This is a genomic window from Priestia sp. TRN 1309 (assembly GCF_050846875.1).
In the GTDB taxonomy this organism is placed as follows: Bacteria; Bacillota; Bacilli; order Bacillales; family Bacillaceae_H; genus Priestia; species Priestia zanthoxyli.
The window spans coordinates 855841-875064 of sequence record NZ_JBOZGM010000002.1; the positions used below are offsets into that span (position 1 = coordinate 855841).

Genomic DNA, 19224 nt, shown 5'->3' on the forward strand with positions numbered 1-19224 from the left:
AACACCTCTTGTTTACGTAATAAAAAAAGACCTCTTCTTATTGATAAGAAGAGGTCTCTTATTTGTATCATAAGATTACCCTTCTCATCTTCCAAACGAAACATCGTCTGCTGGATTTGGCACCGCACTGCGTACAGCCAGTTGCCGAGACATCGTAGGGCCAGTCCCTCCGTCTCTCTTGATAAGAAGTTTGTAGTTGTTTTAAAAATAGTCTTTCACTACTGTAATCTCTTTTTATTTAATTGTCAAATGCTATTTTAGAAAAATATATAGTGTGAAAATTCTCACATCAATTAGCTACGTCACGTTTTAAAAACGCCACCCATGCTACGCCCATAAAGAAGACAAAGTGTGCAACTAAGATGAAGATTGAAAATGGAATTGTCATTCCGTCAAACATCGTCTTCATTCCGTCCATATACTGCACAAAGTTTGTGTTGGCGAACAGTAAAAATTTCCCCCACCATAGACCAAACTGTGATACTATCCCAGTTACTGCTTTCGCCCCAATACTTACGACAATAGCTAGACTTGAAGCAAGCGCGCTGTTTCTAAATAAAGACGACAGCATGAATGCGAACGTCATCATCATAAACGTTTCCATATACGCGCTGTCATACGTAAGCGTAATGTTTTTAAGCAGCTGCGCATCTCCTTCTAGACTGGCAAATCCAAAGAACAATGCTCCCCATACAAACGAAAAAAGCAAATAGCTCAGCAAGTAATACAAGCTAATTAAAACGAGCGTTATGTACTTGGACGTTAAAATCGTTGAACGTCTAGCAGGGCGAATTAAAAGAAGCTTAATGGTACCCGCTTCAAACTCTTTTGCAACCATTGATCCTCCAACAGCAAGCGCGAAAAATTGAACGAGGATCAGCATGCCTGCACTAAATGACAGGAAATTCAATATGTTGTCTTCCGTTCCTGCGCTGTTTGCTACTTTCTTCATTAAAAGAGCCATACAAAGAGTTAAGATGCCGATTGTAATAAACGTGACTTTTGTACTTCTTTTGTAAAACCATTTCATATGTTCATTTTGAATTAACTTAAGCATGGTGCTCTCCCTCCGTAACGGACATAAACGAATCTTCAAGCGTCTCATAAACAGGAGTGATTCGGTAGACTAAAATATCGCTGTCCACTAATTTTCTATTCACAGCTGGAATTTGTTCTTTCATAATCACTACATCAATACTATCGGATTTTATTGTTACTTGGAATTCTTGAGATAAAAGATCCGCTGCTTGTTGCACGTCAGATACTTCAAATTCTACATACATCCCTTGATCTCGACGATTTGGAGATAGATCTTGAACAGCTTTTAACTCGCCGTTTTGAATAATACCAACGCGGTCACATAATGCTTCCACTTCTTTTAATAAGTGGCTCGCGATTAAAATTGAAATGCCTTCTTCCCTGCAGAGGGTTTGTAAATATGTACGAAATTCTCTCATTCCCGCTGGGTCTAGACCATTTGTTGGTTCGTCTAGTAAAAGCAATGCAGGCTTATGTAAAATAGCTTGAGCTACTCCTAAACGCTGTCTCATCCCAAGGGAATACGTCTTCACTTTTGCATGAATGCTGTTTTCAAGCTTTACTAGCGCAATCACTTCATCCAAGCGTTCTGCCGTGATCCCTTCATGCATATTCGCAAAGTGTTTTAAATTTTGATAGCCCGTCAGATAATCATAAAACTCAGGGTTTTCAATAATCGCTCCAATTGATTTCATAGCTGATGTAAACTGTTCTTTTAAAGGAAACCCATTGACGGTAATTGTTCCCTTTGTTTCTTTAATGAGTCCTACGACGGTACGAATGAGCGTTGTTTTTCCAGATCCGTTTGGACCAAGCAATCCGAAAATCTCACCGCGCTCAACCGATAAGGATACATCATGCAAAATGGTTTTCTTCCCAATTACTTTACTGACATGATCTACTTGTAGCACTGTTTCTGTCATCATGTACATCCTTTCTTTAATTAGCAATACGCCTTCTATTGTTTCTCTTTTTTAACTATTTGTCTACTATAACCTTATTTTTGGAAAAGTAGCCCATTCAAATCATTCGTATTATCCGCTTACATTTGATAAAATAAAACAAATCTTAGTTAGAGGAGGACTTCTACATAATGAACTTAACCGTATACCTTGCCGGGCAAATTCATGATAACTGGCGAGACGAAATTAAAAACCAAGCAGAACAATTAAACCTTCCCCTTACCTTTGTCGGTCCCATGACAGACCATGACCGCTCCGACAACATTGGAGAAGAAATTTTAGGAAAACAGCCTAATGCTGTCTTAAAAGATGAAGCTGCTTCTCAAATTAATAATTTACGCACACAGGTGCTCCTTAAAAAATCTGATGTGGTCATTGCTTTATTTGGTGAAAAATACAAGCAGTGGAACAGCGCAATGGATGCGGCGACAGCCATCGCATTAGATAAACCGCTAATTTTGGTTCGCCCTGAAAAACTGCACCACCCGCTTAAAGAACTGTCAAACAAAGCGCAAGTTGTAGTCGAAACGCCAGAACAAGCTCTTCAAGCATTAGCTTATATTTTTGAATAACAACAAATAAGAGCTGTCGAAAACCGGCAGCTCTTATTTGTTGTTTGTTGAAGGCTCTGTACGAAGCATACGATGAGTATTTCGTGGGAAGTTCCGAGATTATTATTTTTTTAGGTTTTTTCATTTTTGACATAACGATAAGCAAAGTTACAGTCAGATGCTTACTTTTTTGATCCGGATGCTCCATAATCTTTAATCGTTAACTTCACATCATAGTTAATTGGCACTTCACTAAATGTTTGATCCCAATTTCCTTTGACCCTCATCCATGTTCTAGGCTGCTTAATTCTCAATTGATTTCCGAAACCTGCAACATCAACTTTATATTTTGTTTGCATTTTTTCTAGTACGTTTCTTACCAGGTACTTTACTTTTTTTTCTGAAGTTTTTTGCGCATTCTGTAAAAATTGATTATTAAAAGAGCTCCCTGAGGTCATCCAACTTTCAGATAGCCTTCCCACTGATTCAATGTGTACATCAAAAGAGATATTATCTCCTTTAACATGGGGTTGAATGTGACTTTTCATAGACTCTATTTCATATACAATCAGCTGACCGGTCTTTTTATCAAAGCTTTTTACTAGCCCGCCTTTCCCTTTCCCTGTAATCCAAGCCAAACCATCTAGTTCTTCTTCATTCAAAAAACCAATCATTTTGCTTGTTTCCCCTTTAATTATACCAGCACCCGCAAATTTGATTTCTCCATTTGCTGATAATACATTTTGCAACAGAAAACTAGATCCAGTTTGAATCTTGCTTGCTAATTTAATAAGCGGCATGGGCGGTAAAACCCGCGTTGTTCGATACGTATTGTCTATCATTCCATACAGGTGAAAAGCTGGGATCTCTCCTGCTGTTTTTGATTCTAACGTGTCGCTAGCTCTTCCTTTACTAATAAACACAAGGCAACTAGGTCTAAAATCATTGTCCCGAAGAGTTTGGTCCACTAATTGCTCTAAACTATACGCTCGTGCAAGGGCCTCACTGATAACCATTACTTTCATATGAGGACTAGTTAAAGGAGTGTCACTTCTTAAAGATAATTCACGAAGCATTTGAAAAGGAGAATCTCCTGTTTCCGAAATATTTACGTAAGATTTCTGCTGCGGTCCTCCTTGTTTAGTGGTTGAACTTGCGACTTGAGGAGTGATAAGTTGATAAGTTGACGTAATCAGGTTCTTTTTAGTATACCCTTCTCCTTGTTCATCAAATTCTTTTTCAGCTATGGACTCCTTACCTTTATCATAGGCCACACCCACTCCAAAACTTTGCTCTTCAATTTCATGACTGCTCCAGCAGCCTGCCAGAGGAAAGAGCAAAAAAACAGAAAACAAAACCAATAGGTACTGGAAATGGTTAAAGGTTTGTTTCATATTTTACTCCCTTTACTTTTGAAATAATGAGAAGAAGCAGCGGCAAAAAGCCAAATAAAACTAAGGCGATATTGCCAATCATATCTCCCAATTTAAATACATCATTAATATGTTTAGGAATCATGGAAATAAGATATATGACCGGAAGCAAACCATACATAAATGGATGAATGTTTTTTTGGAAAAGCTGAGACAGTCCTAATGAAGCGGCGTAATGGTTAATAGTAAAAGAAGCAAACATCTGCATGATCCATACAACTAGCAGCAAGGAATCAAATCGTTCAAAAATCAAGCCTGTCAGCTCAAAACTCCTTATTAAATCAAGCGTTGGCCATGTTCTTATTACTACTCCATCAATCGATAACGCTCCAATCACCATTACAACAGTAATCACATAAATAAATATAGGAATAGTAATTCCAACTAGCACAGCTTTTCCTGCTTTGTGCGGTTCTTTCATAAAAGCTAAAATGATTAACATGATTTCAGGACCGGTGAATGCAAGAGCAGTTGTTTTTACCCCTTTTAGTACTGGAAGGACTCCTGATCCAAGTACGGGGCGCAGATTATCTATTTCAAATATTTTCATACTCATAAAAGCTACCAGTAAAAAAAGAATAACGGTAATAGGGAATATAATTTCAAACAGTCGAGCGATCGGATTAATGCCCCCTCTAATTAAATAGAGGCTTATCCACATAAATGGCATAATAATAGCCCACGTCGGCGTTCCTTCCAGCAAGAGATATCCGGTTACTTCTGCCAATGAACGGGCGTGAAAACCACCAAGCAGTAAAAAATAACCTATCATAAGTAAGCTAATTAACTTACTCAACCATTTCCCTGTAATTTCTTTACTGTATTGATAAAACGTCTTTCCAGGGAATTTCCCGCTTAACTTCACCATGATTATCGCTGCTATCATGGTGACTATTCCTCCTAGAATAACAGTTAACCACACATCTGGTGTTTTCACTTGTTCCGCAGCTGTTCGAGGCAACGTCAGAATACCAGTTCCAAGTATAAAATTGATGACAATAATAGCTGTTTGTGGCGTCGTAATACGATCTTTTGAATTTATCATTACCTCTGATTCACTTCCTTTTATCATAAGCTGCTATCCTTTTCGTAGAGAATCTTTGGTGTGCATCATCTTTGGACGTCTTTTCATCATCATAAGAGGCATACGGACCATCAAGTCTTTCCATTCACTTAAACGATAGGGTACCGCTGGACTCATGTAAGATACGCCAAAACTTTTTAGTTTCACCAAATGACTGGTCATAAAAAGGAAAAATAAAACGACGCCGTATAATCCAAGTATGGCAGCGCATAGCATAGCTATGAAGCGAAGAATACGCAATGAAATCCCGACGCTATATTGCGGAATAGCAAACGATGAAATGGCAGTTAACGCCACAATAATCACTAAAATAGGGCTAACAATCCCTGCCTGCACAGCAGCTTCTCCAATAATTAATCCACCGACAATTCCCATTGCTGGACCAATTGGTTTTGGTAACCTGAGTCCAGCTTCTCTCAAGATTTCGATAGCTATTTCCATGAATAAGGCTTCTATAAGGGCTGGAAACGGCACTCCAGACTTTGTTCCTATAATGGAAATAGCCAATTTAGTCGGAATCATCCCTGGGTGGAACGAAATAAAAGCAATATACAAAGCCGGTGTAAAAAGGGAAAGAACTACTGCAATATAACGAAGAAAACGAATAAATGTACCGGGAATCCACCTTTCATAATAATCTTCCGGCGACTGTAGCATCATGCTAAACGTAACGGGGGCAATCAAAGCAAAAGGCGTCCCGTCTAATAAGATGGCTACTCTCCCTTCCATCAAAGCAGCAATTACACGATCAGGACGCTCCGTATTCTGCACCTGAGGAAATAGGCTAAGGTAATTATCTTCAATGAGTTGTTCCACATATCCTGACTCCGGTACATTATCAAGATCAATTTTTTTAATTCGTTTTTCTACTTCTTCAACTAGTTCTGGATCAACAATTTCCTTTATGTAAGCAACAACTAAGTCTTTTTTGGAACGCTTTCCTACTTGAAATTTCACCAGCGACAAATTTTCAATGTCTCCGCTTCCTCTTAATAAAGAAGTATTATCACTTAAAGATTCAGTGAAGCCTACTCTCGGCCCTCTCACTAATGCTTCTGATACGGGCTCTTCAATCGTCCTTGTTTTCACTTTGCTTGTACCAAGAATTAAAGCAGGTGATATTCCGTCAATTAAAAGAGCCGTAGATCCTGTTAAGACTTTTGATGTTACTTCTTTAATGAAATGAACCTCTTCTACATCACTGATTGATAATACTTGGCTTTTAATAAACTGTTTTGAAAGGCTTTCCTTTACGTAAAGCTGATCCTGTTGGTATTCTTTTGAAAAATCAGCCATCAATGATGACAAAATATGTTTTTCAATAAGATCTTTATCTGATAGCCCCTCTACAAAAATAATAGCTGCCTGAATGCCTGTACGTCCTATAATAAACTCCCGAAAATGAACGTCGGAGTTATGACCAATTTCATTTTTAACTGCTTTTAGAGTTAAAGCTAAATGATCCGTAACATGATTAGATGAATTTTGAGATGTAAATTCCTGTTTGTTTTCCTTTTCATTCGCATGGTTTCCTATTTTTTTTATTGTTGATCTCCATTTTTTCACTTTCATCACTCTTCCTCTGAATTACGAATCCCGCTTAATAATTTGTAGATTATATACGGGATGAAAAAAACCAGAACTGCTTGTATAAAAACTGGCCCTTCTGGAAGATAGGAAACAACTAATTTCCACATAATCATCACCCTATTTATGTCCATATCAAAGCAATTTTAGAAATAAGCATCCGTAAAATATCAGTGTTTACTTCATAGAAATTCTTTTATTTACCAGGTAGTATTATTCTTCTTTTTGTTTCTTATACAAAGGAATACAACATCCATCTTAAAAATGAAAAAGAGCTGCTTACTGAAGGCTTAGATATACTAGTTTGCTGCTCAAAGTTTTGGTGAATGCTAGAATAATCAAGCGTCACCGCTCAAAAAATCCCTTAAATGGTTGACGAGTGCTTAAAGTGTCGGTTACACTTTATGTTTGAAATATTGTATTCATATCGCTCTTATCTCAAAAGAATGGTATAATTTTATAGATATTGAATTTGGAGGACTGCTCATACATGATTACAGTTAGTAATGTAAGTTTACGATTTGGCGACCGAAAGTTATTTGAAGATGTGAATATTAAATTCACGCCTGGTAACTGCTATGGATTAATCGGCGCAAACGGTGCTGGAAAATCAACGTTTTTAAAAATTTTATCTGGTGAAATTGAATCTCAGACTGGTGATGTACATATGGGCCCTGGCGAACGCCTTGCTGTCTTAAAACAGAACCACTTCGAATATGAAGATCAAGAAGTTATGAAAACCGTTATTATGGGGCACGCTCGCCTTTATGAAGTAATGCAAGAAAAAGATGCTATTTATATGAAAGCAGACTTCACAGATGAAGACGGAATGAAAGCAGCTGAGCTTGAAGGTGAATTTGCTGAATTAAACGGTTGGGAAGCAGAATCAGAAGCGGCTATTCTTTTAAAAGGATTAGGTATTTCTGAAGATCTTCACGCCAAAAAAATGGCTGAACTAACGGGTAGTGAAAAAGTAAAAGTGCTTCTTGCACAAGCTTTATTCGGAAAACCTGATGTATTACTTCTAGATGAGCCTACGAATAACTTGGATATCCAAGCAATTCAATGGTTAGAAGAGTTCTTAATTAACTTTGAAAACACAGTCATTGTTGTATCACATGACCGTCACTTCTTAAACAAAGTATGTACGCACATTGCTGACCTTGACTTCAGTAAAATCCAAGTCTACGTTGGTAACTATGATTTCTGGTATGAATCAAGTCAATTAGCACAAAAAATGGCGTCAGATGCAAACAAGAAAAAAGAAGAAAAAATTAAAGAGCTTCAAGCCTTTATCGCTCGCTTTAGCGCAAATGCATCGAAATCAAAACAAGCAACGTCTCGTAAAAAATTGCTTGATAAAATTTCATTAGATGACATCCGTCCTTCTTCTCGTCGTTACCCATACGTGAACTTCACGCCGGAACGTGAGATTGGAAATGACGTACTTCGCGTTGAAGGTTTAACAAAAACAATTGACGGCGTAAAAGTACTTGATAACGTAAGTTTTATTATGAATAAAGATGACAAGATTGCTCTTGTAGGCCGAAACGAACTTGCAAATTCAACATTAATGAAGATTTTAATGGGTGAAATGGAAGCAGACAGCGGTACGTACAAATGGGGTGTCACAACGTCTCAAGCCTTTTTCCCAAAAGACAACTCCGAGTACTTTGAAAACGGAGATTTAAACTTAGTAGACTGGCTGCGTCAGTATTCACCTAATGATCAAAGCGAAAGCTTCTTACGCGGTTTCTTAGGCAGAATGCTATTCTCTGGTGAAGAAGTGTTGAAAAAAGCCAACGTTCTTTCCGGAGGAGAAAAAGTTCGCTGTATGCTTTCTAAAATGATGCTAAGCGGTTCGAACGTTCTTTTACTAGACGATCCTACGAATCACCTTGACTTAGAATCAATCACAGCACTAAACAACGGACTTATCAGCTACAAAGGTTCAATGATTTTCACATCTCATGACCATCAGTTCGTTGAAACGATTGCGAATCGTGTGATTGAAATTACGCCAAACGGAGTAATTGACAAGCAAATGACGTACGATGAGTATTTAGAAGACAGCAACCTGCAAAAACAAGTAGCTAGCATGTACGCTTAATAAAAAATCCCCCCGTTCTTTAAAGAACGGGGGGATTTTTTATATATGCACCTCTTGATTTAGCGATGACTTCGGAGAATACGTTAAAAACACTAAGCTAGCCAACACTAGTGCTGCTCCGCATATGTTTACCAAAGTTAGAGATTCTCCTAAGAAAAAGACGCCAAGTAAAAAAGCGGTAACGGGCTCTGCTAACGATAACGTTACGGCGGTAGACGCTTGCACTGACTTAAGCGCTGTAGAAAATAATACATAAGCAATCGCCGTCGTAAGTATTCCTAAATGAAGAGCAATCCCCATTCCATTTAAAGAGACTAGCCAGCTCATATCGTACATAAACCAGCATGGTATCAGTAAAACGGCGGCGGCTGTGAACACAAGCGAAGCTCCTACTTGCGGATCAACATGCTGAACAATTTTTTTATTGACAGTCGTATAGCAAGCAAAAGACGCCCCTGCTCCTATCGCCATACCCAAACCTATCACGTCGATTTGAGTATCTTTTTTTAACAGCAAGCAGCTGCACCCTATAATACCAGTAACCGTAGCAAGCAACCATTTTTTTGTAGGTTTCTTGCGGTACACTATGTAATCTAATACTCCTGACAAAACAGGCGCACTGCCAATTGCCACCATTGTGCCTACTGCAACACCCGTTTTAATGACAGCGGAAAAAAATAACGGCTGATAAGCGGCCATACTTGCTGCAGCAACCGCAAGAGGCAAAATAGGAAGACGTCTTACGTCCACATTCTTTCTTTGTATAAGACAAGCTGTAAGAAGCGATAGTCCCCCTACCGCTAAACGTACGGCTCCAATAGCCACGGAATGCGCTTCAGCAGACGCTAAAGCTTGGGCGGTTCCTGTTGTTCCCCACAAAACTGCGGCACATAAAATAAGTATTTTTGATAATGAAGTATTCATCGTTTCATCTCCTTTCTTTTATCATAGCTAAAAGAAAGAAAAAAGTTTTTCCGCTTTTATGATCTTATTTGTCTGTTTTTAAGATACTTCGATATTGCGTCGGTGAGACTCCTTCTTGTTTTGCAAACCATTTAGTGAATGAAGACAAGCTGTGATAGCCGACTTCGTGCGCAATATACGTTATCGAATAGCTGCTCTCTTTTAACAGTTCTTTTGCTTTATTTAAACGTATACGCGCTACATAGCTTTGAGGCGAATAACCCGTTTTTTGTTTAAACCAAGCGGAAAAATAGGCAGGATGATAATTTTCCAGCTTAGCAAGACTTTCTATGTTTAACTCTTGATTAAAGTTAACATGAAGGTAATCAATGGATTTAAACGTTTGTTTCTTTGGTAAATAATGCTGAACGTAACGGACTAAATCTTCAAGCGCCCCCCTGTCAGTGCTTTTTTGAAGCCCATCAAGTAACAGGTAGCGAAGTGCTTTCCAGGTTGAATCCCATTGAATAAAAACTGCTTCTTGAGAAAGATGCGCACTTTCTGTAAATTTCAAAGGAATATCAACAACCAAACATTCATTTGTATTTTTAGCTTGATACGTATGAAGCTGACGAGGCGGAATGTAAAAACATCCTTCTTGCAGCGTTAAGTGCTGCTCGCTTGCTTGAATATCAAGAGCGCCTGCTAGCGGAAACAAAAGCTGACTGTAGTTATGATCATGAGTATGAGGTGAATAGCTGTAGGCTCTTTTTTCACAAATAATTTCACGTAACGTATCCATTTTGTTCTCCTTTCCTTATTTCCTGTCTCAAAGAAGCTGTTCTATGCCGTCCAAAACGGTTCCCAGCACCCTTAACGATTCTGCTGGAGCATATAAAACATCCAATGAATGATCGGCATTTTCGATGACCGCAATATTCATTGGATTTGTTTTTAATCGATAAACTTCTTCAGTATAATAGTGATCACCACTTCCTATTACAAGAAGACCTTTGTGAGAGCTTTTTAGTAAACTTTCAAACAGTTCTGTTCTTGTTAAAAGCGGCGTCAGTAAAAGCATCACTGCGTCTTTGTAAACTTCATCTTTCATAACTCGCTGAATTAGAGGAATGGTCCCAAGCGATTTCCCTGCAAATATGATATCTTTATAGCTATTTTGAGGCAAAACGTCTTGCAGCACTAAACAAATGTCTTTCATCATAACGTCTGCAATCTCATCTGTAGACTTTGTCATCAGCTCTTTGGAATATGTATAGTGAATCTGAACCACGTCAATTCCGTGTTTTATCATCAGCATCGTTACATAATACAACAGGGGCTTTTCGTACGTATAGCCTAGCCCTGAAAACATAAAGCAAATACGAGGCCCTCCTGTTTTAATATATGTATAGGTAATCTTATTAGTTTGGCTGCTTACACTTTTTTGCTCTACTTGCATGTCACTCCTCCTTTTTAAATATTCTAACATTTAATCCCGTAAAAAAACCCCATCTTTTTCTTTAAAAAATAAACGGGTTTGATAATGTATCGTTAAGCTATTGTAGAGCCGTTTAATGACGTTCTATTAGGTTCTGGTTTTCAAAGCAGCATATCTTTATAAATTAAATTATATGGGGGCAACTGTTTTTTCTTTTTTACATAAATAAAAGTTACAAAAAACACTACTGTACTTTTCCACAAACATTTATAAGCTTATCTAAAACAGAAAAATAAGTAGAACAACAAACTTCGAAAATATAAGAAGGTGATAGTATATGAGCAAGTGGATGCCTCACATTTTAACGAAAAAATTCTGGTAGAGAAACAAACAGAGGTCTAACGCTAAAAATAAGTTCAAATAATAGGATTACGAGCAACTTTTGGCGTAATTTATCGGCCTCCATTATCTCCGTTCACAAAGAAATCGTGGATATAATAAAGTTGTATAAAAGGCTGAATTACTTGGTGTATGTGCTAATCCAAAAGCATTATCTACCTTAATTAAAAATGTATTTTTTTGTAAGTTCAACACAATCTTTTGGGCCATTTAATACAATAATCTGGAGGTGAGGGAATGAAAGAACATCAATCTATATCTATTAGTTTGTGTATGATTGTAAAAGATGAAGAAGCTGTGATAAGGGATTGTTTATCATCTATTCAAGAAATAGTTGATGAAATTATTGTGGTTGACACGGGATCTACCGATGAGACAAAGAAGATTATTGCTGAATTCACAGATTTTATTTATGATTTCAAATGGACTAATGATTTTTCAGCTGCACGGAATTTTGCTTTTTCTAAAGCTAAGAAAGACTATATTTTATGGCTTGATGCGGATGATATTATAACTGCAGAAAATAAAGTAAAGTTATTAACATTAAAACAAACATTGAATTCCAATATAGATGCTGTATCAATGAATTATCACCTTGCATTTGATGAGAGTGGTAATCCGAGTTTCATCTCCCGGCGCAACCGTCTTGTTAAGCGCAAAATGAATTTTAAGTGGTTTGGTTTTGTACATGAATTTTTAGAAGTATACGGAAATATTATTGATTCGGATATTGCTATTACTCATAAAAATTTTAAAAAAAGCAGTGATCGTAATTTACGAATTTATGAAGAATTATTAAAGGATGGAAAATCGTTTTCTCCTAGAGATCAGTATTATTATGCTAACGAGTGTAAAGATCATTGTATGTACGAACAAGCAATTGAATGGTACCAGAAGTTTCTAGATGGCGCAAAAGGATGGCTTGAAGATAATATTGAGGCTTGTGGAAGAATGGCAGATTGCTATATTTATTTAAAAGACTGGTCTAATGCTATTGATAGTTGTATCAATTCTTTCAGATATCATGCTCCAAGAGGAGAGATTTGCTGTCGATTAGGCTTTATATACTTACAGCAGAATTGTATTGAAAAAGCTATTTCTTGGTATAAACTCGCTACAGAAATAGAAATTCCAAATACTAGCCCTTTTGTGAATAAGCCTTGTTATACATGGCTTCCTCATTTACAACTTTGTTTATGCTACAGTAAACTATCTAAATTTCACGAAGCTAAAAAACATAATTCTCTTGCTGCTTCGTTTGTTCCTGACAATCCTCATGTTAAGCATAACGAAAATTTTCTTCATTCTGTTCTTCAATAAAATAAAAATTTTATAAAATACTACTATTTATCATTATTTAAAAACATCAATTTACAAAGAAATATAAATCTGAAAACATTACTAAGCTAGGGCGTTATCTAAGTAATTAGTGGAGCAAACACTTTTCCCCCACTCTTAAATCCCTCTCATATCAACAGCTTCCTCACCCTCCATCTTTTTCTTAAAAAAATGAGGGTTGAGGAAATAGCTCTGCAAGCAATTCATAAGACTTCTTTTTTGCTTCATAGTCATGGATATTTGTAATAATTAAAAATTCGTCGTTATCGTATTTTTGCTGCAGCTGAGTTAACCCTTGTTTTACTTCAGCTGGATTTCCTACGATCATACGAGGACGATTGGTGCTTATTTTTTTAAGCTCTTCTTCTGAATAAGAACGATTGCGCACTTCTTCTATCGATGAAATTGTTGTGTCTCCGCCTTTGGCTACTTTCAACAGCCAATCATCCAACGTTTTGGCGTGTTCCTCGGCTTCTTCTGTTGTTTCTGCACATACAACAAATACACATACGTTGGTGTTAGGCTTTGATTGATACGAAGAAGGGACAAATTCTTCTTTATAATGACGAATGGCTTCTTGTCCACCAACTGAATAAATAAAGTGTCCAAACGTAAAAGAAATGCCCAGCTCAGCAGCTGATCTTGCTCCTCTTTTATTGATACCAAGATGCCACAGTTCCGGTTTTGTTTCACTTAACGGATAAGCTGTCACCCCGTAATACGGATGGTCAGACGGCAAATTATGCTCAAGATGCCCTTTTAACGCCTGAATTTGCCGCGGAAATTCATTGAGGCTTTTACGTACTCCATCTGTAAGCGCTAGCCGCGTCAGCACATCTCCTCCCGGTGAGCGTCCAAGACCTAAATCAATTCGATTCGGAAACAGATTTTCAAGCAGCTGAGCATCTTCTGCTACTTTATACGGACTGTATTGAGGAAGAAGGACTCCTCCAGATCCAATTCGGATTCGGCTCGTTTGAGAAGCTAAGTGCGTCATTAAAAGAGTTGGAGATGAGCCTGCAAGACCGTTCGTATTATGATGTTCCGCTACCCAAAAGCGGTGGTAGCCCAACTTTTCCGTTAATTTTGCCAGTTCCACCGTACGTTTTAACGCTTCTTTTGGTGTTGATCCGCTTGAAACTGGAGACTGATCCAATACGCTTAGCTTAATCATAGCTGATTCTTCCTTTCGATTTTCAATTTCTATTGTATCTATTGTAGGAGAAAAATATGAATTCGTCTTGAAATTTGCTTCACGCTCATAAAAAAAGCAAACGCTAAGGCGCGTTTGCTTTTTCTTTTTCTTATTTTGCTTCGTGTATTTCTTTCACACGCTTATCGCTCGGCAACAGCCATGTTAACAGCCCTAGGATTGGTAAATAGCTGCAAAACAGCATAATAAACTGAAGGCTGAAGACATCGGCTAATTTACCGAATACAACAGCTCCTAAAGCTCCCATCCCAAAAGCAAGCCCTACAATTAAGCCGGAAACCAAGCCAATTTTCCCCGGCATCAGCTCTTGAGCATAGACGACCGTGACGCTGAAACTTGACTGGAGAATAAAGCCGATTAGTATTAAAAGAGGCGCTGCGACTCCGAGAGAAACGTGAGGGAGTAATAAAGTAAACGGTACTGACCCTAACATAGAAAACAATAAAATATTTCGTTTTCCGAAACGATCGGCAAGCGGACCTCCAAAGAATGTTCCAAACACCCCTGCAATCATAAATAAAAAAACGTAAAGCTGGGCGCTTTTGATAGGCAAATTAAATTTTTCAATAATATAAAACTGAAAGAAATTAAGGATGCCGGCTCCGTACCATGAACGTGCAAAAACAAGAAAAATTAAAAGTCCAATCGCAAAAATAATTTGCTTGTTCATCGTAAATGAAGCATCTGACTGCTTTTTCTTCAAGCGTTGACGAGTAGCTAACTCTGATTTATACCATTTAGAGACGCTGTATAGAACCACTACGCCGATACCTGCAATTAACGTAAACCAAATTGTTCCAAACTGACCAAGTCCGATAAAGATAAATGCCGTAAACAGCGGAGCCATCGACTGTCCAGTATTCCCGCCAACTTGATAAATAGACTGTGCCAGCCCCCGCTTTCCTCCTGCTGCCATATACGCTACGCGAGAACCTTCCGGATGAAAAATAGCGGATCCAAACCCTACAAATAAAACAGATATAATCACAAAATAAAAATTTGGCGCTAAAGCGAGTCCAACCATACCAATCATGCTTAAACACATTGCAATTGGCAATAAAAACGGCGAGGGACGCTTATCGGCAAATACGCCGAACACCGGCTGCATGATCGATGACGTCATGTTTAAAGCAAAGGCAATCCAGCCGATTTGCGTGTAGTTTAAATTCATCGATTTTTCAAGGACTGGAAAAAGTGCCGGTATAACAGACTGCATACAATCATTTAGAAAATGTCCTAAACTAATAGCAAATAAAATACGGTAAATCGTCGCCGGCTGCGCTTGCTGCGTTCGTGCTGCTGCTTGCATTCATAACCCTTCTTTCTTATTTAATCTACATTAAAAAAACTGTTAAAGTCTTACAATGTCTTTTTCTATTATACAGTGAAAAGTAAGATTATAGTTGTTTTCTTTTTTATAAAAAAGGGAAAATTGCCTGTGAGGTGAGAACAGTGAAAAAACATGTGCATATGATTGTAGACGGACGCGTTCAAGGGGTTGGGTTCCGTCACTACACGCAGCTAAAAGCAATGGAATGCTCTATTAACGGATGGGTACGAAATCGAGACGATCAAAAAGTAGAAATTGATGCTGAAGGTGAAGAAAGTAATATCCAAAAATTTATTGAAGAAATTAAAAAAGGTCCCTCGCCGTTCGCTTCTGTCAGCAATGTGGAAGTAAAGGTAGTAAACACCCCTTCCCACACCCATTCTTTTCGCGTAAAGTACAGTTAAAATACTCGCTAAATTAAGATAATTTTTGATAAAATGGAAAAGTAAGCGATTTTATATCATCTACATATAAGGGGGAAAAAACGATGGTTGAAAACAAAATTGTGTTAATTACAGGTGCAGCTCAAGGTATTGGTTATCAAATTGGTGAGCGCTTTGCTGAAGACGGAGCGACTGTTGTCTTAACTGACTTGAATGAAGACGGAGTTAAGAAAGCAGCAGACAAATTGAAGACAAAAGGCTACGAAGCATTAGGCATTAAAGCAGATGTGACAAATGAAAGTGACATTGAACAAATGATTGCTCAAACGGTTGAAACATATGGCCGCCTTGATGTATTAATTAACAATGCTGGCATGCAATTTGTTTCCCCGCTCGAAGAATTTCCTACTGAAAAATTTGAACTTTTAACGAAAATTATGCTTGTTGCACCTTTTGTTGCGACTAAGCATGCGTTTCCTATTATGAAAAAGCAAAAATTCGGCCGCATTTTGAACATGTCTTCCATTAACGGATTGATTGGTTTCTCAGGAAAAGCGGCATACAACAGTGCTAAGCACGGCGTGATTGGCTTAACGAAAGTGGCTGCTCTTGAAGGTGCGGAGCACGGCATTACGGTAAATGCGATTTGCCCTGGTTATGTTGATACACCGCTTGTTCAAAATCAATTAAAAGATTTAGCACGTACGCGAAATGTAGCGCTTGAAAAAGTACTAGAAGAAGTTATTTATCCTCTTGTTCCTCAAAAACGCTTGCTGGCAGTTGATGAAATTGCAGACTACGCAATGTTTTTAGCAAGTGATTTAGCAAAAGGCGTCACCGGCCAAGCTGCTGTGATCGATGGAGGATATACGGCTCAATAAAAAAAGAGTGTCAGTGTAACTGACACTCTTTTTTATTTATTGAATTTCAAATTCTCCTAAAGAACCGGTCGTCTGACCTGCTTTTACTGCTTCTGCGTATAAATAATACGTTCCCGCTGGAAGAGCTTCACCATTAATTTTTCCGTCCCACGTTGCGCTAGAGAATCCTTTTCCTACATTCGTATACGAACTTAACAATTCCCCTTTTTCTAGCGTTGCATCGTAAATGTAATAGCTAAGCTTCTCTGCTCCTCCTGGTAAATAACTGCCGTATTCAAACGAGCCATTTCCTAGTACATCTACATACGCAGAAGTAACGCGAGGATAATCCGGCTCTTTTACAAATAAGATCGTTGGAACATCGTACGTTTCTTTATTGTTACTTACCGTAATTGTGCCTTCGTAATAGCCAGGAGATAATTTCCCTGCATCTACTTTTACATTGAGATTTACTTTTTGCGTTTTTCCTGCATTAACAACTAAATCGTTTGTTGATTTAACGTCAATTGCTTGATGGCTTTTCTTAAATTTCACTTTGACCGAGTATTTTTGACTGTGATTTGATAGATTTTTAATCTTAAAGCTTTGTTTTTCTACTTGTTTCCCTTTATCTTTATAAAAGACGCCGTACGAGTGACTTCCTGGGGTAATAAGCGTTTTTGCTTTAATTGCATCTACTACGCGCATGCTTCCTGCACCCTGCGTATTATGAGGGTAAATGAGCCCGTTGCGGTCACGAAGCAGTTCCGTTGTGTTCATTAAAGATGCTTTTACGTCTTCTACTTTATAATTGGGATGCGCCTGTAAAATTAACGCTGCTGCTCCTGCTACGTGCGGTGCGGCCATGCTTGTTCCTTGTTTTGATCCATATCCATGAGGATTGCTTGGATCATTGGTTGGCACTGTACTGATAATATCGACTCCCGGTGCCGAAATGTCCGGCTTAATCATCCACGTATCCACAACCGGTCCGCGAGATGAAAAGTCAGCCATTGTTTCATCGACTGTCTGATTAAAGGTTGCAGTAAAAGAGCCTGTGACGGATCCTTTTGCTAAAGAAGATATCAAAGCTTGTCCATCGGCTTTCGATAGGCGAATACTCGGCAGAGATGTACCTGGAATATCAGGAATTGTTCCTTCTACGTTATTGTAAATGACTGTTGCAACAGCGCCAGCTTTTTTCGCATTGTCAACTTTATCTACAAATGCAATGTCACCGCGGGAAATAACCGCTACTTTTCCTTTTACATCCTTTCCTTCAAAATCTTCTGGTTTTCCAAGTCCGACAGGTACAAATTCATAATTTTTACCGCTTGCATCCAGTAACGCCTTGTCGTTTGGAAAGCCCATTACTTCAGCTGAAGCATAGCTTGCGTTATCTACGGTTAATGTCGTTTTATACAAATTATAAGGAAGCTGAGTCGCACCAACTGAAATAGCTTCACGAGACGTTCCCGGAGAGCCTACTGTCCAGTTAGCTGGTCCACTGTTTCCATTTGATGTAACGGCTACTACTCCTTCTTCCATTGCCCAATCTAATGCAATACTCGTTGCCAAGTCCGGATTATTAATCGTATCTCCAAGCGACAGGTTCATTACATCCGCCCCGTCTTCTACCGCACGTTCAATACCGGCAATCACGTCTTCGGTTGAACCCGTTCCTCCTGGGCCTAGTACACGATACGCAAGTAAATGAGCATCAGGAGCTATCCCTTTAATTTTTCCGTCCGCTGCAATTGTTCCCGCTACGTGCGTACCGTGCGTTGTCGCTTCGCCTTTTGGATCTCCAGCCGGCGTTTCTTGAGGGTCTTTGTCATCATCAACAAAATCCCATCCTTTATATTTCTCAAACGCCGACTTTAAATCCGGGTGGTCGTAATCAACGCCTGTATCGATAACGGCTACGGTCATATTTTTACCTGTATATCCTGATTTCCACGCTTGATCTGCTCCCACGTAGTAAATGCTTTTATCCATTTCAGAACCGTATTCTTCGGCGCTCACTTCTTTCGATTTCACTTCTGTTGTATGATATTCAACGCTTGGATAAATAGCTTTTACTCCAGGTAAACTTGCTACTTTTTCAAGGTCATTAGCCGGAAGTTCCGCTGAAAACCCAGAAAACACTTGGTCGTATTCTCGCTTTACTTTTGAAGTTTTAGAAGCTTTTGAAAGTTCTTTTTTCACTTCGTCACGCGCTTTTTTAATCTTTCCTTTACTTTGCGCTACTCCTTTTTTCTTGGCTTCCGCTACAGACTCTTCATTTAACTCCACAATAACTTTTACTTTTTTAGCCGATTTTAAGTTATAGTCTCCTTGAATTTTAACTAGTGACGGTTCCAGCGCCGGCTTTGAATTTCCATTAGCCGATGCTCCCATTGCAAAAGAAGATAAAGCAACCGAAAATGCTACTGTACTCAATACAGCCCGAATTGATACTTTTTTCATCGTTTTTCCCTCTCCATTTCTCTCTATAATTCGTACGACTATGTATGTCTTCATCCCCAAAACATACGCATCTTTTACTTAGCTAATGAGCTAAAAACTAGAATAGTATGGAAGTTCTATATATTA

At 38.4% G+C, this 19224-nt stretch carries 16 protein-coding genes and 1 riboswitch; of the genes, 5 read left to right on the forward strand and 11 right to left on the reverse strand.

Annotated elements, in window-relative coordinates; translation table 11 throughout:
- Positions 1-81 precede the first annotated feature (81 nt).
- Positions 82-188: riboswitch (SAM riboswitch) on the reverse strand.
- Between the two features lie 101 nt (positions 189-289).
- Positions 290-1057 carry an ABC transporter permease gene (locus ACRPLQ_RS11670; protein ID WP_034265853.1) on the reverse strand — a complete coding sequence of 256 codons (768 nt, stop codon included), beginning with the start codon at positions 1055-1057 and terminating at the stop codon, positions 290-292.
- Complete coding sequence (locus tag ACRPLQ_RS11675; RefSeq protein ID WP_432236000.1) at positions 1050-1961, reverse strand: ABC transporter ATP-binding protein; 912 nt, start codon at positions 1959-1961, stop codon at positions 1050-1052. The genes ACRPLQ_RS11670 and ACRPLQ_RS11675 overlap by 8 nt, the downstream gene beginning before the upstream one ends.
- Positions 1962-2131: 170 nt before the next feature.
- Here ACRPLQ_RS11675 and ACRPLQ_RS11680 point away from each other — a divergent pair, with 170 nt between their 5' ends.
- A complete protein-coding gene (locus ACRPLQ_RS11680; RefSeq protein ID WP_025752263.1) occupies positions 2132-2572 on the forward strand; it encodes a YtoQ family protein in 441 nt (146 codons plus the stop codon).
- Positions 2573-2733: 161 nt separating this feature from the next.
- Here the strand turns inward: ACRPLQ_RS11680 and ACRPLQ_RS11685 are convergent, their stop codons facing one another.
- Genes ACRPLQ_RS11685 through ACRPLQ_RS11695 form a run of 3 tightly spaced genes read right to left on the reverse strand, consistent with a single transcriptional unit; the run spans position 2734 to position 6640 of the window.
- Complete coding sequence (locus tag ACRPLQ_RS11685; RefSeq protein WP_028413460.1) at positions 2734-3945, reverse strand: Ger(x)C family spore germination protein; 1212 nt, start codon at positions 3943-3945, stop codon at positions 2734-2736.
- The gene (locus ACRPLQ_RS11690; protein ID WP_432236001.1) at positions 3929-5056 is read right to left on the reverse strand and encodes a spore germination protein; all 1128 of its coding nucleotides are present in this window, start codon (positions 5054-5056) and stop codon (positions 3929-3931) included. The genes ACRPLQ_RS11685 and ACRPLQ_RS11690 overlap by 17 nt, the downstream gene beginning before the upstream one ends.
- Before the next feature lie 6 nt (positions 5057-5062).
- Positions 5063-6640 (reverse strand): spore germination protein, encoded by a 1578-nt coding sequence (locus tag ACRPLQ_RS11695; RefSeq protein ID WP_034265842.1) that lies wholly within the window; start codon positions 6638-6640, stop codon positions 5063-5065.
- A 505-nt stretch (positions 6641-7145) separates the two neighbouring features.
- Here ACRPLQ_RS11695 and ACRPLQ_RS11700 point away from each other — a divergent pair.
- Complete coding sequence (locus ACRPLQ_RS11700) at positions 7146-8765, forward strand: ABC-F family ATP-binding cassette domain-containing protein (protein ID WP_013083037.1); 1620 nt, start codon at positions 7146-7148, stop codon at positions 8763-8765.
- A 39-nt stretch (positions 8766-8804) separates the two neighbouring features.
- Here ACRPLQ_RS11700 and ACRPLQ_RS11705 read toward each other — a convergent pair whose 3' ends face one another.
- The 3 genes from ACRPLQ_RS11705 to ACRPLQ_RS11715 all read right to left on the reverse strand — a co-directional run bounded on the left by ACRPLQ_RS11705 (position 8805) and on the right by ACRPLQ_RS11715 (position 11127).
- A complete protein-coding gene (locus ACRPLQ_RS11705) occupies positions 8805-9689 on the reverse strand; it encodes a DMT family transporter (RefSeq protein ID WP_049164394.1) in 885 nt (294 codons plus the stop codon).
- Between the two features lie 64 nt (positions 9690-9753).
- The gene (locus ACRPLQ_RS11710; RefSeq protein ID WP_432236002.1) at positions 9754-10470 is read right to left on the reverse strand and encodes an AraC family transcriptional regulator; all 717 of its coding nucleotides are present in this window, start codon (positions 10468-10470) and stop codon (positions 9754-9756) included.
- A gap of 27 nt (positions 10471-10497) precedes the next feature.
- Positions 10498-11127 (reverse strand): hypothetical protein, encoded by a 630-nt coding sequence (locus ACRPLQ_RS11715; protein ID WP_028413466.1) that lies wholly within the window; start codon positions 11125-11127, stop codon positions 10498-10500.
- 615 nt (positions 11128-11742) lie between these two features.
- Here ACRPLQ_RS11715 and ACRPLQ_RS11720 point away from each other — a divergent pair.
- A complete protein-coding gene (locus tag ACRPLQ_RS11720; RefSeq protein WP_051137108.1) occupies positions 11743-12825 on the forward strand; it encodes a glycosyltransferase in 1083 nt (360 codons plus the stop codon).
- 181 nt (positions 12826-13006) lie between these two features.
- Here ACRPLQ_RS11720 and ACRPLQ_RS11725 read toward each other — a convergent pair whose 3' ends face one another.
- Both ACRPLQ_RS11725 and ACRPLQ_RS11730 read right to left on the reverse strand, forming a co-directional pair.
- Positions 13007-14017 (reverse strand): LLM class flavin-dependent oxidoreductase, encoded by a 1011-nt coding sequence (locus tag ACRPLQ_RS11725; protein WP_432236003.1) that lies wholly within the window; start codon positions 14015-14017, stop codon positions 13007-13009.
- A 130-nt stretch (positions 14018-14147) separates the two neighbouring features.
- A complete protein-coding gene (locus ACRPLQ_RS11730; RefSeq protein WP_028413468.1) occupies positions 14148-15365 on the reverse strand; it encodes an MFS transporter in 1218 nt (405 codons plus the stop codon).
- A gap of 143 nt (positions 15366-15508) precedes the next feature.
- Here ACRPLQ_RS11730 and ACRPLQ_RS11735 point away from each other — a divergent pair, with 143 nt between their 5' ends.
- Together ACRPLQ_RS11735 and ACRPLQ_RS11740 are read left to right on the forward strand one after the other, a co-directional pair.
- Positions 15509-15790 (forward strand): acylphosphatase, encoded by a 282-nt coding sequence (locus ACRPLQ_RS11735; protein WP_013083031.1) that lies wholly within the window; start codon positions 15509-15511, stop codon positions 15788-15790.
- 83 nt (positions 15791-15873) lie between these two features.
- Positions 15874-16650: a 3-hydroxybutyrate dehydrogenase gene (locus ACRPLQ_RS11740; protein WP_013056911.1), complete on the forward strand. Its 777-nt coding sequence runs from the start codon at positions 15874-15876 to the stop codon at positions 16648-16650.
- A gap of 36 nt (positions 16651-16686) precedes the next feature.
- Here the strand turns inward: ACRPLQ_RS11740 and ACRPLQ_RS11745 are convergent, their stop codons facing one another.
- Positions 16687-19098: a S8 family serine peptidase gene (locus ACRPLQ_RS11745; protein ID WP_098627176.1), complete on the reverse strand. Its 2412-nt coding sequence runs from the start codon at positions 19096-19098 to the stop codon at positions 16687-16689.
- Between the last annotated feature and the right edge of the window lie 126 nt (positions 19099-19224).